We start from the raw sequence: 13,513 nt of genomic DNA on the forward strand, positions 1-13,513 counted from the left end.
TTTCGTCAATTTCACGAAAAGACCCTTGCACTTATTATACTAGAAATCCCTCTGAAACACTGAGGTTACAATAAAATTCAATGATTCAGTAGACATTAATTAAGTCAGGAAATGCCTTCATACAGAAAAAATTTCGCACGAGGATTGCAACTCCGTATTCGATCAATGAATCAACATCCTGAGTTCGATCGAAGTAAGCCCTTACACGTTTGCTTAAATTTTCGACTTTCATTAAGAACAGCTGCCTCTCAGCTAGCTTCGCAATACCAACGCCAACACCCATGATCCAAAACCCCCATCTATTTTTATGTAATCGCCACCGTGCTTTTATATTCATTATGATATAACTTTTTTGTATGCTTGTATATATAAAAACAGATATACCTTTATTTATTAATATTAGTAAAAACTTTGAATTAATAAGCTTTTAAAAACAACCCAAATTATTTAACCAAAAATATTCTATTGAATAAATAACAAAAAGAGGACTCGATTATCCGAGCCCTCTTTTTGTTGATTATGCTTCTTGTTCAGTCATGATTACTGGACCATTTTTAGTAATAGCAATGGAATGCTCATACTGTGCACAGTAACTGCCGTCTAATGTGCGAGCCGTCCAGCCATTGCCATCAATACCGGCTTCCCATGTTCCAGTGGTAATCATTGGTTCGATCGTGATGGTCATACCTTCTTTTAGTCGCGCTCCCTTGCCAGCCGTACCGAAATGGGGGAAGAAAGGTTCTTCATGGATTGTTGGACCAATGCCATGCGCAAGAAAATCCTGTACTACACCATAGCCCTTAGCTTCTGCATAGGTCTGAATCGCGTGACCGATATCGCCAACTCGATTGCCGACCTGTGCTTGAGCAATGCCAATCATCAGAGCCTCTTTCGTGACATCCATCAACGCCTGATGTTCAGGTGTGATCTCACCGACTGCATACGTCCAGCAACTGTCAGAAATAGCACCGTGATAGTCGACACAAAAATCAACCTTTAATACATCACCTGATTTCAAACGATAATTCGATGGAAACCCGTGACAGATTTCGTCGTTCACGCTGGTACACGTGGCGAATTCATAACCCTCAAAGCCGATTTGCGCAGCTGTTGCGCCTGCTGCCTCAACTTTTTCTTGTACAAACTGATTGATTTCTTTAGTGGTGATTCCCGGCTTGATGATATCCCGTAATTGTTGATGAATTCCAGCGAGAATCGCCCCAGATTCTTTCATCTGGTCGATTTCCCGTTTTGATTTTAATGTGACCATTTCATTACTCCCTATAGTAATAGTATTTTTTAACCTACGACGTTGAATACTTGAAAAGTTATAACACGAAATGTATTTGAAGGAAAGCTTAGACACTTTTTTGACGTCTAATCAACCTCAGAACTTAATCTCAACTTAAAGTTTTTCAAGGGACCACTTTGCCACAGCTCATCATTTTTCAAATAAACCTGCCCGTATTCAATGATCCAGCCATGAAGATTTTGGGCTTTGAGGGTATCCATCGTTTCCGGCCAACTGATTTTGCTTTTTAACTGTTTATATCCCTTAGAAACAAAACCAAATTTTTCAAACATCCGCTGCGCGTACTTATCCGCGATAAAGGTCGAATGGTCAAAGACATACACCAATAAAGCATCGGCGGTCTCTTCACCGATGCCCTTGATCGCTAATAATTCTTTGCGTAATTCGGCAAAATCTTTCCGAGACACTTGCGCTAGATCAAAGTGATAGCCCTCCAACCATGTCAGCAACCCAATGATCGTATTTGACTTCCCCTTATTAAAGCCGCTCGGTCGAATCAATTCCTGCAATTGCTCTTTATCTAAAGCCAAAATCTTTTCCGGCAAAAACTGCGTCGCTTCATTCAAATTAGCTAACGCATAATCAACATTGCGCCAATTTGTATTTTGAACCAGTACCGCACCAAGTAAAATTTCCCATTTATTATCCGTGTTCCACCAGCGTTTATGGTCCATAATTTGGCTAAACACCGTATATAATTCTTCAATATTTGTGATCATTTTTATTCCCCATCAGCAATTTTTTCTTTATAGCCAAGTATATTAGAAATCATCCAAATAAGCTTGCAAAGTATCTGCCAGCTTACCAATGTGCAGACCATCGACAAACGAGTGATGCGCCTGAACAGAGAAAGGCAACAGCGTTCGGCCGTCTCGTTGAAAATACTTGCCCCAATCAAATAATGGTGTGGCATTATCCGTTTTACCAGAATTCGTATGGGAAATATGAGTATAGGTCACCCATGGCATTGGCGAAAACTGAAACACATCGTTGCCTAATGGACCAGTGAAATACTCCTGTTGCTCCTCTGCTGTTTTAGCAGCTAACGCTACATATTCCTCCAGCGTTTCTGTTAATGGAACATTTACTACCTTGAACAGCTCGGTCTCTTTATTCAGATAAGTAAACGCAGTGTCGATCTGATCAAAGAGCACAATATCCCCATCCACAAAGCGATAGCGGAATTCTTCAATTTGGTTGGCACACACCGAGACACTGTAAACCATCGCAAACGTAAAGGAATACTTTCGCTCTCGCATCTTATTCAAAAAATTCGTGATATCCAGCTCAAAAGTTACACAAAAAGCTGGCTCTACGCTATTTCTAAATACCCGACAATGCATCGCTCGTTTCCAATTCTTCTCATCAATCCGCACAAATTGATTTCCCATTTCGACACCTTCCTCATTCTTTTCTAATGTTTCTTTTTACTATAAAGTAGAACGAAGGGAAAGGCAAAAAAGCGGATATGACGCTCTGATCGTCATATCCGCTGTAAATCTATTTTCAGATCTGTTTTAAAATTTCATGAAACTATCCTCTGTTTCTTCATTCTCTATTTTGCTGCTTTCTCCAATTATTTCTTCACTCTTAACAGCATGGCGATGCTTGATCCATTCAGTCCGTCCAGAGTACCTTAAGCGATTAACAAATAAAGAGGCTGAAAAAATAGCTAAATCAACACCAAAAGATTCTAGATGACTGCCGCTATCCCCCAATGATTCGATACTCAATCCTGATGTCACCAGTAAGTTGATATCATTGCCCGTTTTATTGAAGTAGACCACCCGAACAACCATCTGGACTATATGCAAGATGACAATAATTACAAAAGCCATCGCCATAGAATCAATCGTAACTTTTTTGACTAGCTCATCATTCTTCTTTCGAATCTCTCGAACAATAAACACGGTGCTTGAAAATAGTGCATAGATCATTAGAATACTTACTACATCAAACATCGTTCTAATAAATGGGTTTGTTTGCCCACTTAAATAGAAAAAACTAATTATCCCGATCACCTTTTCCATCTCCTAAGTAAAGATATATTTACCTATAGTATAGATTAATCTCATGGGAAGTAAAGATATATTTACATAAATCATGATAACAATGTTTTCTCTAAAGGTATATTGAGTTTTTCCATTCCTCTCTCTTTATACCCATAGTTTCTTAGAGACAAAAAAAGCGGCTAGCTGTTAAGCTAACCGGATCGATTATAAATGATTGAAAATTCTTAACGCACCACAGATATTTTCTTTGATCGCTGCTGTAGCTTTTAAGGCCAAAGCATCAAAAAATAGCTCTTTATTCTGTCTTTTACTCGCCTCCATTTTTACAGCTGTACCTGCCGCTAGATTCATGTACGTGTAGTAATTTATTTTACGAATTCCTGCATCAATTGCCAGTTTATAATCCTCATCTGAAACCCCTGATCCGCCATGCATCACTAATGGAAAGTTGTTGGTCGCCGATCGAATAGCCGAGATTCGTTGAAAATCTAATTCGGGTTCGGTGAAATATTTTCCGTGGACTGTTCCAAATGAAATAGCTAAGCTATCCACTTTGGTAGACGCAACGAAACTTCTCGCTTGATCTGGATTCGTAAATAGATCTTTATTTCCAAAAGCACCCAACTCAGATTCGCGTCCTTCACCGCTGCCTATCGCTGAATTCGTCATCTCTCCTAATTCAGCTTCAACAGAAACATCCACACTATGCGCAATTTTGACTAGTTCTGTTGTTTCCTTAACGTTTGTTTCGTAGTCCTTCAGCGACGCATCATACATGATCGAGGTGAACCCCATTCTAATAGCTTTTACACATGCGTCTAGGCTAGAACCATGATCCAAATGGACTGCGACAGGGACCTTAGCTAATTTCGCATAGTGAATCATCACTGGTCCAATCTCCTCTAGTCTAATTAGATTCTCGTGAACTTCAGCATGTTGAATGATTACCGGCACTTCCAGCATTTCTGCTGCTTGGATCACACCTCGTAAGGACTCTAAATTTGGTACATTAAAAGCTCCCACAGCGCACTTTCTTTTTTCAGCCTCCATCAGTAGTTCCTTAGCAGTTACTAGCATACATCTTCACTTCTTTCTTGTTCAAAATTAACTATGATACGAAAAGCTTCGGTATTTACTGCCTCCTCAAAGGCCGATTCGATCTGACTCAGCGGATAGATTTTCGTGATGAAAGGTTTCACATCAATGATTCCCTGACTGATCAAACGAGCAGCACGGAGGAAATCACGTTTATTGGAATTCGCCGTCCCTATGATCTGCTGTCCTGTTTTATGGATGTGATCAAATTTGATTCCCACCGGTTCATCCGGATAGTAGGAAGAATATAAAATCATTTTTCCCGTATTAGATAAGATGTCCAACAACTCAGGAATTAAATCGGACATCGGAGTCGTATTAAAAATGATTTGTGCGCCTAAGTTTTCCGTATAAGCCCGCACTTTTTCGACCAAATCTTCCTGTACAGGATTAACAACGTGGGCTGCACCCAACTGTTTCGCTAACTTCAGACGTGCTTCGTTCGGATCAGAAACAATCACGATCGCTCCTCTTTTTTGCGCCAACTGCAAATGAAGCATCCCCATGATCCCTGCCCCAACAACTAAAACATAATCACCAAAGTTCACCTCTGCAGTCTCAACACTGTGCAAGACACAAGATAATGGTTCGGTTAAGGAAGCTTCTTCGGAAGAAACATTTTGATAACTGAAAATATTCGCTGGGGCGACCACAAGGTATTCGGACAGCCCGCCCATCCCCCTATAAGGCAAACCCGGTTGCTGCTTGCTATGATCAAAGTTCAGACAATTTTGTTCTTCACCTACGCGGCAATAATGACAATGACCACAGGCTAAGTTCGTGCCAAAAACAACCTTGTCTCCTACTTGCCAAGTTCCAGCTGCCGCTTCACCTATTTTTACGAGCTCTCCTGCAATCTCATGACCGCCTATAAATGGATAGCTGACTTTTTTCACTCCAGTGTACACGCGCTGTTCCCAAGTACAAATGGCACAAGTTTCAACCTTCAGCAAAACTTTGTCCTTCGGTACTTCTGGTAAGGGTGTCTCTTCTACTACCAACTTTTTCACATCATAAAATACTGCTGTTTTCAAAATCATTCGCCCCTTCTTATCTATTCAAAAAACGACGTCAGATATATTACTCTTCCCTTCTAACGTCGTTTTTCACTTATATTGAGTTAACAATCAAACCAAGTGCGGCTAAAATCGCTCCGCCAATAATTTGAATAACTAGAACTTTTGTTGGAGTATATTTTTTATGTTTCAATAAATAATACGTCAGCAACGTCACTCCCAACGGCAAGATTCCTTTTACCAGCGCATCCAGCACATCTGTTTGGATAGATAGATTTTCTTTTCCGCTTAGATGGACACTTAATGGTGTGGCGATCTTGACGAAATTCGCAGCTAACGATCCAATGACGATTGCCCCCAATGTCTGTGAGAAGGTCATGATATAGGACAAGCGGCCGCCAGCCATCATTTTCTGAATTCCTTCTTTTCCTTGCTCATAACCTTGAATCCATAAGAAGTAAGCAATGACCGTCATAATGATCCAATGAAGGGCAAAGAATAAGACTGGACCCATAAAAATATTTCCATCCGCTCCAAACGGTAAGGTGAAGGACAACAAGATCGGGATCAAGGTTCCTTGCCATAAGGTATCACCGATCCCAGCTAACGGTCCCATCAATCCTGTTTTCAATCCATTGATAGTCTGATCATTGATGTCTGCTCCCAGCGCCCTCTCCTCTTCCATCGCGATGGTCATTGCCAATATCGGACCGCCAAAGGAAGGTTCTGTATTGAAAAACTGCATATGGCGTTCTAAGGCAGATTTCATTTCATCTTCGTCTTTGCCATATAATTTCTTCAAAATCGGGCTGAAGGCATGGACGACACCAGTTGCCTGCAGCCGTTCATAGTTATAATTCGCATGAGAAAAGAAGGTCCAACGCCAGAAAGCTTTCACAACATCCTTTTTCGTTAATAGCTTTTCTTTTTTTATTTCCGCTGCCTGTTCCATTATGCCAACCCTCCATTTTTATCTTTCAAATATAATTCAGTGAAGACATAGCCGATGATTCCGGCAAATACGGCGATCGGCACAGAAGGTAGTCCCGAATAGATCGCTAACATAAACCCAAAAGTAAAGAATAAAAGTGTGCCCTTGCCATTCATCGCCCGCAAATTCATGGCGATCCCTAGGGCTGGTAAAATACCGCCAATAGCCGAAAGAACATCCAGTGGCCGTCCACTCAAAGCATCCACGATTCCTTCAACTGCATCAGCCCCTAGATAGGCAGCTAGTGCAACAGGGACAACTGTGATCAAAAGTAAAAATAATTGCGGTGGAACGATATGAAGCCAGTTGATCCGATCAATTTTTCCCTCTTCGGCTGCTTTATCCGCCATATGCACAAATGTAATATCGACCGTCATGTGGGCTACCCAGATCAAAGTCCCTAACAAACCGATCGGTACGGCTAGGGTCACAGCGACAGCGGGTTCGACTTTAGCCGCCATCGCTAAAGCGGTTCCAAGAGTTCCCGCAAGTGCCGGATCCATCGCAACCGTTCCGCCTGCTGAGATAAAGGCTAGATAAGGCAGATTGATCGCAGCTCCAATGATACAGCCCTGTACCGGATCACCCAAGATCAACCCTACAACAGTCCCATTTACTAGTGGACGCATCCAACCATGTGTCCCGACTAGTGAAAGCCACGGTGTTCCATTGATTCCAAGATAATAAACGACACCGATTAAAATTGCTTGGATTAGACTAATTTTCATTTCTCCACTTCCCTCACGATTTTTTTATAGCAATCCTTCAATTGCTTGTGAACCTTGGTCTGGAATAACATGGATCTTCATTTTCACGTTTTGACTCACGATATTTTTGAAGGTTTCTTTTTCCTCTTCCGATGCCGAGATGTTTTTATGGAAGGTTTTGCGATCCTTGCGCGCACCCATCCCGCCAATAATGATCTCATCAAACTTCACGCCATTTTCGATCAGCTTCCAATAGGTCTGCGGCTCTTTTGCTAATACAATAATCCGATGACCCTCTGGAATATTCGCCAGCAATGCTGTCCCCTCCTCAATGGTTAAAATAGATAATTTTATTCCATTAGGTACAGCCATCGACATGATTGATTTTGTAAACTCATCACCTGCCGTCGCGTCGTCCACGATGACGATATGATTTCCTCCGGTAAATTGCAGCCAAGCAGTCATTACCTGCCCATGAATCAAACGATCATCAATTCGTGCTAATACGATTTCTCCCATTTTTAACACACTCCATTCAACTATTTATCAATTCACATTTTTTCTAACTTAGTCATTTCATCCAAAAACTCTTTGATGCCGTCTTTTCCGGCCGTCATCGCTGCTTGATACATCGTTTCTAAATCGGCACCAAGCATGCGCTGGTTAAAGGCTTCGATAATCATCGGTAAATTCACTCCTGAGACCAGCCGATAGCTATGATCCTTCAGTTTGTTAAATGACATCGCCGCTTGGTTGTAGGGACTGGCTGAAAACAGATCGACCAACACCAATACACCAGCCCCCTTATCCAGCTCACAAATACCTGCCTGAATTTTTTCACTAAATTCACCAATGTCGTCTCCGTGTTTTAGACCTAGAGTTTGGTATTCTTGTTGGTCGCCCATGATAAGGCTAAGGCTGTCCATGATCCCTGTTGCCATCTCACCATGAGTCACGATCAATATTCCTGTCACATTTCCACCTCTTTTTTTATTTTGCATAGCTTACCAGCTAAAACGCATCACTGTTTTGTTCCAGCCAGGATTTTCAACAAATTTTTCCATGGCCTTCCTAAAATCATCCCCAGTTGAAATCTCGATCACTTGATCAGGCAATATTTTACTTAAGGCTGTTCGATATTCCAGCCGTTTCATTCCAGCTACTACTGCTTCAAAATCTGCTGTGGATGAACGGCTGCTTCCATGCGCAGTGATCCCCTTTTCCAAAATATCGCGTGTATCAATCGGAACCAGCTCCTCTGTGACCCCCATAAAAATGATATCCGCTAGCGAATCCGCGATATCGATTGCTTGATTTAACGCGCTCTGGCTGAATTTCCCACCTGTGCATTCGATTAAGATATCAAATCTTTCTATTGAGTTTTTGAAATCATAAGTCAATACATTCTCCGTCCGTGCAAAGTCAAAATGGGCAAGCTTATCGTCCGCCGCACCGAAAACCACGAATCGTTCTGCATCAACGCCGTACAAGTATTTCAACATTACAGCCGTAAAGTATCCCACAGGGCCATCGCCAAAAAGGGCTACACGGGTATTCGCTTTTTTCAGCTTGTCCTCCACATGACTGATTGCATGATGGGAAACAGACGATAGTTCTGCTAAAACAGCAATTTCATTGGGAATCTCATCTGGAATTTGTACTAAACAGTCCTCTGGGTGAACTAACCGACTTTGTGCCATCCCGTCATAGCCGCTGCCTAAAAAAGCATTACCTTTCGAATAATTCACAGGAATATCTGGTTTTTGATCAATCTCTGGATGCAGGATTTGTCCCGGTATATTGGGAACGACTACCACTCGATCACCTACCGCAAATTTTTCCGAATGACTTTCCTTAACAATTCCGATACCTTCATGTAGCAGAGCCATCGGCAATTTTTTTGCTAAAGCCTCAGGACGTCGCAAACCTGCAAAATATCTTAAATCCGCATGACAGATACTCGCATATGTTGGTTCAACAGCCACCCAACCTTCGGGGATTCTTCTCGTTTTACTCACTTCGTCAATCATTCCTGGTTCAACCAGACTGAAAACCTTTGATTCAACCACTTGTTCCATTTATTTCCCTCCTCATTTACGAGCGCTCGTTATATCTCTTTATTGCTCGTTTACGAGTATAGCACCACAAAGTGCCTGTGTAAACGCTTTATTTTTAAAATATCATTCTCTTCTTGCAAAAAAAGCTACAGATAAGTTTTTCAAAACATCATAAAAAAACAAAAATATTTTCTAATTGCTGATTCAAATTCATTTAATCATCCAAAGTTCAAACCTAATTATAATTTTTATTGGATATTTAGCTCGAACAAGCTCATTATTGCTCGATTGATTAGCAAACATATTGACACCTTCCGCTATTTTCCATAGACTGTAGAGTGAGAAAGTTTTCAATGATGGGAATAGCTCATATATACACGGAAAAAGCGAGAGGATGAAACAGCATGTTAACAGGAGAGCGCAGAATAAAGTTACTAGAAGCAATCGAGAACAAGCAATTTATCTCCGTTTCCCAACTGTCAGAGATCTTTCAAGTTCATGAAACAACGATTCGCAGAGACCTTGATGAATTGGAATCACAGGGGCTTGTTGTTAGAATCCATGGTGGGGTGGTTCCTGCCAGTATCAAACAGGATGAACCAGTCTTTGAAGACCGTGCAACGGAAAATATACTTGAGAAGACACGTATTGGAAAATATGCGACCAAATATATAAAAAGCGGCGAAGCCATCATCTTAGATTCTGGTACCACTACTTTACAAATCGCTAAAACACTAAACGAAATGCCCCATCTGCAAGACATTACGATCATTACGAATGATGTCAATATTGCATCTGTTCTACGATCAAATCGTAGCATAACCACTATCGTTACTGGAGGGACACTGTTTCATGATAGTTTTATGCTGAATGGTCAGATCGCTAACGAATCCTTGCATCAGTTGAGCGTTGATAAAGCCTTTATCGCAACACCGGCTCTCAATGTTGAAAAGGGGCTGACCCATTTCAACGAACTGCTAATTGCTACCAAAAAAAATATGATCGATGCTTCCGCAAAACAAATCGTTGTTACTGATCACACAAAAATCGGGCGGCGTGCTTTGTACACCTTTCTTCCAATTGATCAAATCGACTTGCTTATCACTGATAATCAAACAGATAAGAAGCTAATAGATGAGATGTATAAAAATGGCATCAAGCGAATAGAGAGCATTTAATCATAGAAAAACGCAGTTGATTTTGTAGTAACTTACAAAATCAACTGCGTTTCTTTCGTTCAACGATTTTTACTTATCTATTATTCCATCACCCGATCCTGCATGATCCCCGCTGCTTTCAAAAACATACAGGTAATGATCGGTCCCACGAAGCTGAAGCCTCTTTTCTTCATATCCTTTGCGATCACCGTCGCTTCCGGCAAAGTGTTCGGGACCTCATCCGCCATTTCGTACTGATGAATGACAGGCACTCCCCCTACAAAATCCCACAAATAATCAGCAAAACTATCGTACTCCTCAAGCAGTTTGACGATCGCCCGCGCGTTTTGGACGACTGCTTTAATTTTCCGCGGATTGCGGATCATCTCTGGGTCTTTGGCGATCCGCTCGATATCATCTGGAAAGAAGGCGGCTACTTTGCGAAAATCCATCCCGCAAAAGTTTCGTTCGAATACGTCTCGTTTGCTGGCAGCCGCCTGCCAGCTTAATCCAGCTTGAAAAACACCAATCGTCAACAATAAAAAAAGCATTTGATCATCATGGGTCGGTTCGCCCCAGCGATCGCTGTACCATTGAGATTTATTCATTGTCGTTGCACCACCTTTAATTCATTCATCATACAGCTATCTTCGTTTAAAGGTACAATTATTAATCAAAAATCCGAAGAGGAGACTTATTTGCACTTTGTAAACTATTTTTAACGGGCTAAGCCAGATAGAAAAACCGGCTTTTCAGCCGGTTCGTTCACTATGCTTCTTTGTGACACACTGCTTCAATATTAGAGCCATCTGGATCAAAAACGAAGGCACCATAGTAATTCTCATGATAATGGGGTCGCAAACCTGGAGCACCGTTGTCCACTCCGCCAGCCTTCATCGCTGCTTCATAAAACTCATCAACCGTTGCCCGATCCTTCGCACTAAAAGCCAGATGGATCTTGTTAGGCTCCATTGCTCCGATCCATAAGTCCCCGCCATCGGCTCCGAAGCAAATGGCATTTTCCATCTCGATCTTAACCTGATAGCCTAACGGTTTTAATGCTGCTTCATAAAACGCTTTGCTTTTCGCTAAATCAGTAACACCAATACTCAAATGATCAATCATATACTGCACCTTCCTCTTCGTTAAATTACTTTCAGTATAGCGGAAAAAACGTTTGCAACCAAGAGAAGTTCCAGATAATGTATTTTCACACTCAATATGGGCTTCACTATCATTTTGACAACCCGCTTTGTTCGTATCGACGTCTCATTAAGTAAATCAGAATAAAAACCGATAGTCGTTTTTTCTGAAATCAAAAGTCACCCACTTTTTCCGATAGCAGGATAAAGTATTGCTGTTAACGCCTTTTTACTTAATCAATGGCTGTTTTTTTTTTGAAAAAATCAGAGCCCATAATTTGAACTGATTTTAAAAATTTTGGTGTCTCTATCCTAATGACGAACATTCGATGAAAAAAAGTGAATTTTTTTAGGAAAATCACTTTCGACTTGAAGACTAATTCACAAATCGGTCAACAATTAGTATTAATTGACGAATTTTTAATGTCAATAAGCTATTTCCATCAAGAATTAGGTCAATAAGGCTATGCTAAAATTAATTTATAAGCAACATTTAGTCTGTTTTAAATAATTATCGCTTCAAAATAACGGAATAATAATAGAAAGGCGTGGAAGTTATGTTTAGAGAACTGTTCTTAACCAATCAGCAGCAGAAAAAGATCCATTTTTTCAAGCTGATGGAAGGCTATCCAGAAGGAGAATACTCTGTCCACACACTTAGTCATAAATTTGAGTGCAACTACCAGTCCTTTTTACAGATGCTGCGAGAACTTAACGAATCACTCCTTGAACTAAATGAAGCGCCTCTGTTTATTGAAACTTCGAAGATTTATTGGAAGAGTGATCCCGGTCGTTCCAATCGATTTTTGATCTCACAGGTCAAACACTCCGTTCCGTATCGTTTTATCGTGAATTCTCTCTTTCAACCTGAAAAAAGTCTAGCGGATTTCAGCAAAGAAACTTATGTCAGCGAGTCCACGATTTTACGTAGAATGCACCCTTTAATCGATTATTTAACCGAATGCGGGATCCAGCTGAACTTTTCAAAAATGGAGCTCACTGGGCATGAAGCAGTGATTCGCCTGTTCTATATCAAGACGCTTTGGTCTGCATCATTTGGTGAAGATCTGGCGAAGTGCAAATTTGATTTTACAGCCGAAGACAATCTGATCAGAGATTTGATGTCCGTCTTCTCTTTACATATCCATCCGAAATTACTTCGTTTGATGCTTTGTGTCTGCCGCCTGCGCAATGAACAAAAAAAATACTTAAACGAAGCTCCTTTTGACGATCTCTTATTTTCTCAATCGACCCAAATGCTTGAAATCTACCTTTCTAAGATTTTAGATTCTTCGGTCCAGGTCAAAAGAAATATCGAGTTTTTTAACTATCTGATTTACTACTATCCTTACTGTGTGAAAAAAGAACCTCACTTGGTCAACCCGTTAATGATTTACTACAATCGAAATGTTGAGGAGCGGGATCCTTTGTGTTTGGCGATCGACAGCTTTTATCGCTATTGCTCTGGGGAGCTGCTGCAAAATGTATTAGGCGAACAAGAAGAAAAAATATTGTTGAACAACATTGCCCGAACCTTCCTGGGCTATTCGATTCAAAAGAAAAAAATCCCGCTGCTTTTTGAAACAGGCAATAAGGAACAGTTTGTACAATCCGAGCTATACGGCAGGCTCTATCCAGCAATCAAAAAAGCGATCAAAAAACTAAGCCGCCGCAGGAAACTGGAGTGGCTGGCAAGAGTAAATGACTCGCTTTCAAAAACGCTATGCCTAAGTCTCTTACCGCTTTTTATCGCCAATGATGAAAAAATCCGTGTCGGATTAGTCTCCATACCTAACTATCTTTACTTACAGCATGTCGTCAAATTTCTAAATAATTTAAATTTCATCGAAATTGTTTTCCAACCACAGCCAGACGAACCGATCGACCTATTTATTACGACGTTCAAGGAATTACTACCATCCCAAAACAGCGATTATTATTTGATCAATGTTTTGAATGCTGATTATACATCCGACCTGCTGCCGCAGCTGTTGGCGATCCAAAATGAAAAAAGATTTGCATAA

At 40.9% G+C, this 13,513-nt stretch carries 16 protein-coding genes; 2 read left to right on the top strand and 14 right to left on the bottom strand.

Annotation, left to right across the window (positions count from 1 at the left end; all coding sequences use genetic code 11):
* Positions 1–85 precede the first annotated feature (85 nt).
* The 12 genes from E6139_RS10875 to E6139_RS10930 form a co-directional block, all read right to left on the bottom strand.
* Positions 86–283, bottom strand: coding sequence for a hypothetical protein (locus tag E6139_RS10875; protein ID WP_316403098.1), 198 nt, complete (start codon positions 281–283; stop codon positions 86–88).
* Positions 284–517: 234 nt separating this feature from the next.
* Positions 518–1,270 (bottom strand): type I methionyl aminopeptidase, encoded by a 753-nt coding sequence (gene map / locus E6139_RS10880; protein WP_316403099.1) that lies wholly within the window; start codon positions 1,268–1,270, stop codon positions 518–520.
* A 107-nt stretch (positions 1,271–1,377) separates the two neighbouring features.
* On the bottom strand, positions 1,378–2,031 hold the full coding sequence (locus tag E6139_RS10885; RefSeq protein ID WP_316403100.1) for a deoxyribonuclease I: 654 nt from the start codon (positions 2,029–2,031) through the stop codon (positions 1,378–1,380).
* A 42-nt stretch (positions 2,032–2,073) separates the two neighbouring features.
* On the bottom strand, positions 2,074–2,703 hold the full coding sequence (locus tag E6139_RS10890) for a CatA-like O-acetyltransferase (RefSeq protein ID WP_316403101.1): 630 nt from the start codon (positions 2,701–2,703) through the stop codon (positions 2,074–2,076).
* 126 nt (positions 2,704–2,829) lie between these two features.
* The gene (locus E6139_RS10895) at positions 2,830–3,333 is read right to left on the bottom strand and encodes a hypothetical protein (RefSeq protein WP_316403102.1); all 504 of its coding nucleotides are present in this window, start codon (positions 3,331–3,333) and stop codon (positions 2,830–2,832) included.
* Between the two features lie 195 nt (positions 3,334–3,528).
* Positions 3,529–4,401 (bottom strand): class II fructose-bisphosphate aldolase, encoded by an 873-nt coding sequence (locus E6139_RS10900; RefSeq protein ID WP_316403103.1) that lies wholly within the window; start codon positions 4,399–4,401, stop codon positions 3,529–3,531.
* Positions 4,395–5,453 (bottom strand): zinc-dependent alcohol dehydrogenase, encoded by a 1,059-nt coding sequence (locus tag E6139_RS10905; protein WP_316403104.1) that lies wholly within the window; start codon positions 5,451–5,453, stop codon positions 4,395–4,397. The genes E6139_RS10900 and E6139_RS10905 overlap by 7 nt, the downstream gene beginning before the upstream one ends.
* Positions 5,454–5,529: 76 nt before the next feature.
* The gene (locus tag E6139_RS10910; protein ID WP_316403105.1) at positions 5,530–6,387 is read right to left on the bottom strand and encodes a PTS system mannose/fructose/sorbose family transporter subunit IID; all 858 of its coding nucleotides are present in this window, start codon (positions 6,385–6,387) and stop codon (positions 5,530–5,532) included.
* Positions 6,387–7,154 (bottom strand): PTS mannose/fructose/sorbose/N-acetylgalactosamine transporter subunit IIC, encoded by a 768-nt coding sequence (locus E6139_RS10915; protein ID WP_207110403.1) that lies wholly within the window; start codon positions 7,152–7,154, stop codon positions 6,387–6,389. Before E6139_RS10915 ends, E6139_RS10910 begins: the two co-directional genes overlap by 1 nt.
* A gap of 24 nt (positions 7,155–7,178) precedes the next feature.
* Positions 7,179–7,652 carry a PTS sugar transporter subunit IIB gene (locus E6139_RS10920; RefSeq protein WP_316403106.1) on the bottom strand — a complete coding sequence of 158 codons (474 nt, stop codon included), beginning with the start codon at positions 7,650–7,652 and terminating at the stop codon, positions 7,179–7,181.
* Positions 7,653–7,684: 32 nt separating this feature from the next.
* Entirely contained in the window at positions 7,685–8,107 is a 423-nt protein-coding gene (locus E6139_RS10925) for a PTS sugar transporter subunit IIA (RefSeq protein ID WP_316403107.1), read from the bottom strand.
* 30 nt (positions 8,108–8,137) lie between these two features.
* On the bottom strand, positions 8,138–9,211 hold the full coding sequence (locus E6139_RS10930; protein ID WP_316403108.1) for an alcohol dehydrogenase catalytic domain-containing protein: 1,074 nt from the start codon (positions 9,209–9,211) through the stop codon (positions 8,138–8,140).
* 383 nt (positions 9,212–9,594) lie between these two features.
* Here E6139_RS10930 and E6139_RS10935 point away from each other — a divergent pair, with 383 nt between their 5' ends.
* Positions 9,595–10,368, top strand: a complete 774-nt coding sequence (locus E6139_RS10935; protein WP_316403109.1) for a DeoR/GlpR family DNA-binding transcription regulator — start codon at positions 9,595–9,597, stop codon at positions 10,366–10,368.
* A gap of 80 nt (positions 10,369–10,448) precedes the next feature.
* Here E6139_RS10935 and E6139_RS10940 read toward each other — a convergent pair whose 3' ends face one another.
* Both E6139_RS10940 and E6139_RS10945 read right to left on the bottom strand, forming a co-directional pair.
* The gene (locus tag E6139_RS10940; RefSeq protein ID WP_316403110.1) at positions 10,449–10,955 is read right to left on the bottom strand and encodes a DNA-3-methyladenine glycosylase I; all 507 of its coding nucleotides are present in this window, start codon (positions 10,953–10,955) and stop codon (positions 10,449–10,451) included.
* 160 nt (positions 10,956–11,115) lie between these two features.
* Positions 11,116–11,472 carry a VOC family protein gene (locus E6139_RS10945; RefSeq protein WP_316403111.1) on the bottom strand — a complete coding sequence of 119 codons (357 nt, stop codon included), beginning with the start codon at positions 11,470–11,472 and terminating at the stop codon, positions 11,116–11,118.
* A 574-nt stretch (positions 11,473–12,046) separates the two neighbouring features.
* On the opposite strand from E6139_RS10945, the gene E6139_RS10950 reads away from it, so the two are divergent.
* Positions 12,047–13,513 (top strand): helix-turn-helix domain-containing protein, encoded by a 1,467-nt coding sequence (locus tag E6139_RS10950; RefSeq protein WP_316403112.1) that lies wholly within the window; start codon positions 12,047–12,049, stop codon positions 13,511–13,513.

Origin of the sequence: Enterococcus sp., from assembly GCF_032555305.1 — a bacterium.
In the GTDB taxonomy this organism is placed as follows: domain Bacteria; phylum Bacillota; class Bacilli; order Lactobacillales; family Enterococcaceae; genus Enterococcus_A.

What these genes read in the sequence shown, in the direction of transcription:
- E6139_RS10875 (WP_316403098.1), bottom strand. Translation starts at nt 283, where the DNA reads ATGGGTGTTGGCGTTGGTATTGCGAAGCTAGCTGAGAGGCAGCTGTTC.
- map (WP_316403099.1), bottom strand. Translation starts at nt 1,270, where the DNA reads ATGGTCACATTAAAATCAAAACGGGAAATCGACCAGATGAAAGAATCT.
- E6139_RS10885 (WP_316403100.1), bottom strand. Translation starts at nt 2,031, where the DNA reads ATGATCACAAATATTGAAGAATTATATACGGTGTTTAGCCAAATTATG.
- E6139_RS10890 (WP_316403101.1), bottom strand. Translation starts at nt 2,703, where the DNA reads ATGGGAAATCAATTTGTGCGGATTGATGAGAAGAATTGGAAACGAGCG.
- E6139_RS10900 (WP_316403103.1), bottom strand. Translation starts at nt 4,401, where the DNA reads ATGCTAGTAACTGCTAAGGAACTACTGATGGAGGCTGAAAAAAGAAAG.
- E6139_RS10910 (WP_316403105.1), bottom strand. Translation starts at nt 6,387, where the DNA reads ATGGAACAGGCAGCGGAAATAAAAAAAGAAAAGCTATTAACGAAAAAG.
- E6139_RS10915 (WP_207110403.1), bottom strand. Translation starts at nt 7,154, where the DNA reads ATGAAAATTAGTCTAATCCAAGCAATTTTAATCGGTGTCGTTTATTAT.
- E6139_RS10920 (WP_316403106.1), bottom strand. Translation starts at nt 7,652, where the DNA reads ATGGGAGAAATCGTATTAGCACGAATTGATGATCGTTTGATTCATGGG.
- E6139_RS10930 (WP_316403108.1), bottom strand. Translation starts at nt 9,211, where the DNA reads ATGGAACAAGTGGTTGAATCAAAGGTTTTCAGTCTGGTTGAACCAGGA.
- E6139_RS10935 (WP_316403109.1), top strand. Translation starts at nt 9,595, where the DNA reads ATGTTAACAGGAGAGCGCAGAATAAAGTTACTAGAAGCAATCGAGAAC.
- E6139_RS10940 (WP_316403110.1), bottom strand. Translation starts at nt 10,955, where the DNA reads ATGAATAAATCTCAATGGTACAGCGATCGCTGGGGCGAACCGACCCAT.
- E6139_RS10945 (WP_316403111.1), bottom strand. Translation starts at nt 11,472, where the DNA reads ATGATTGATCATTTGAGTATTGGTGTTACTGATTTAGCGAAAAGCAAA.
- E6139_RS10950 (WP_316403112.1), top strand. Translation starts at nt 12,047, where the DNA reads ATGTTTAGAGAACTGTTCTTAACCAATCAGCAGCAGAAAAAGATCCAT.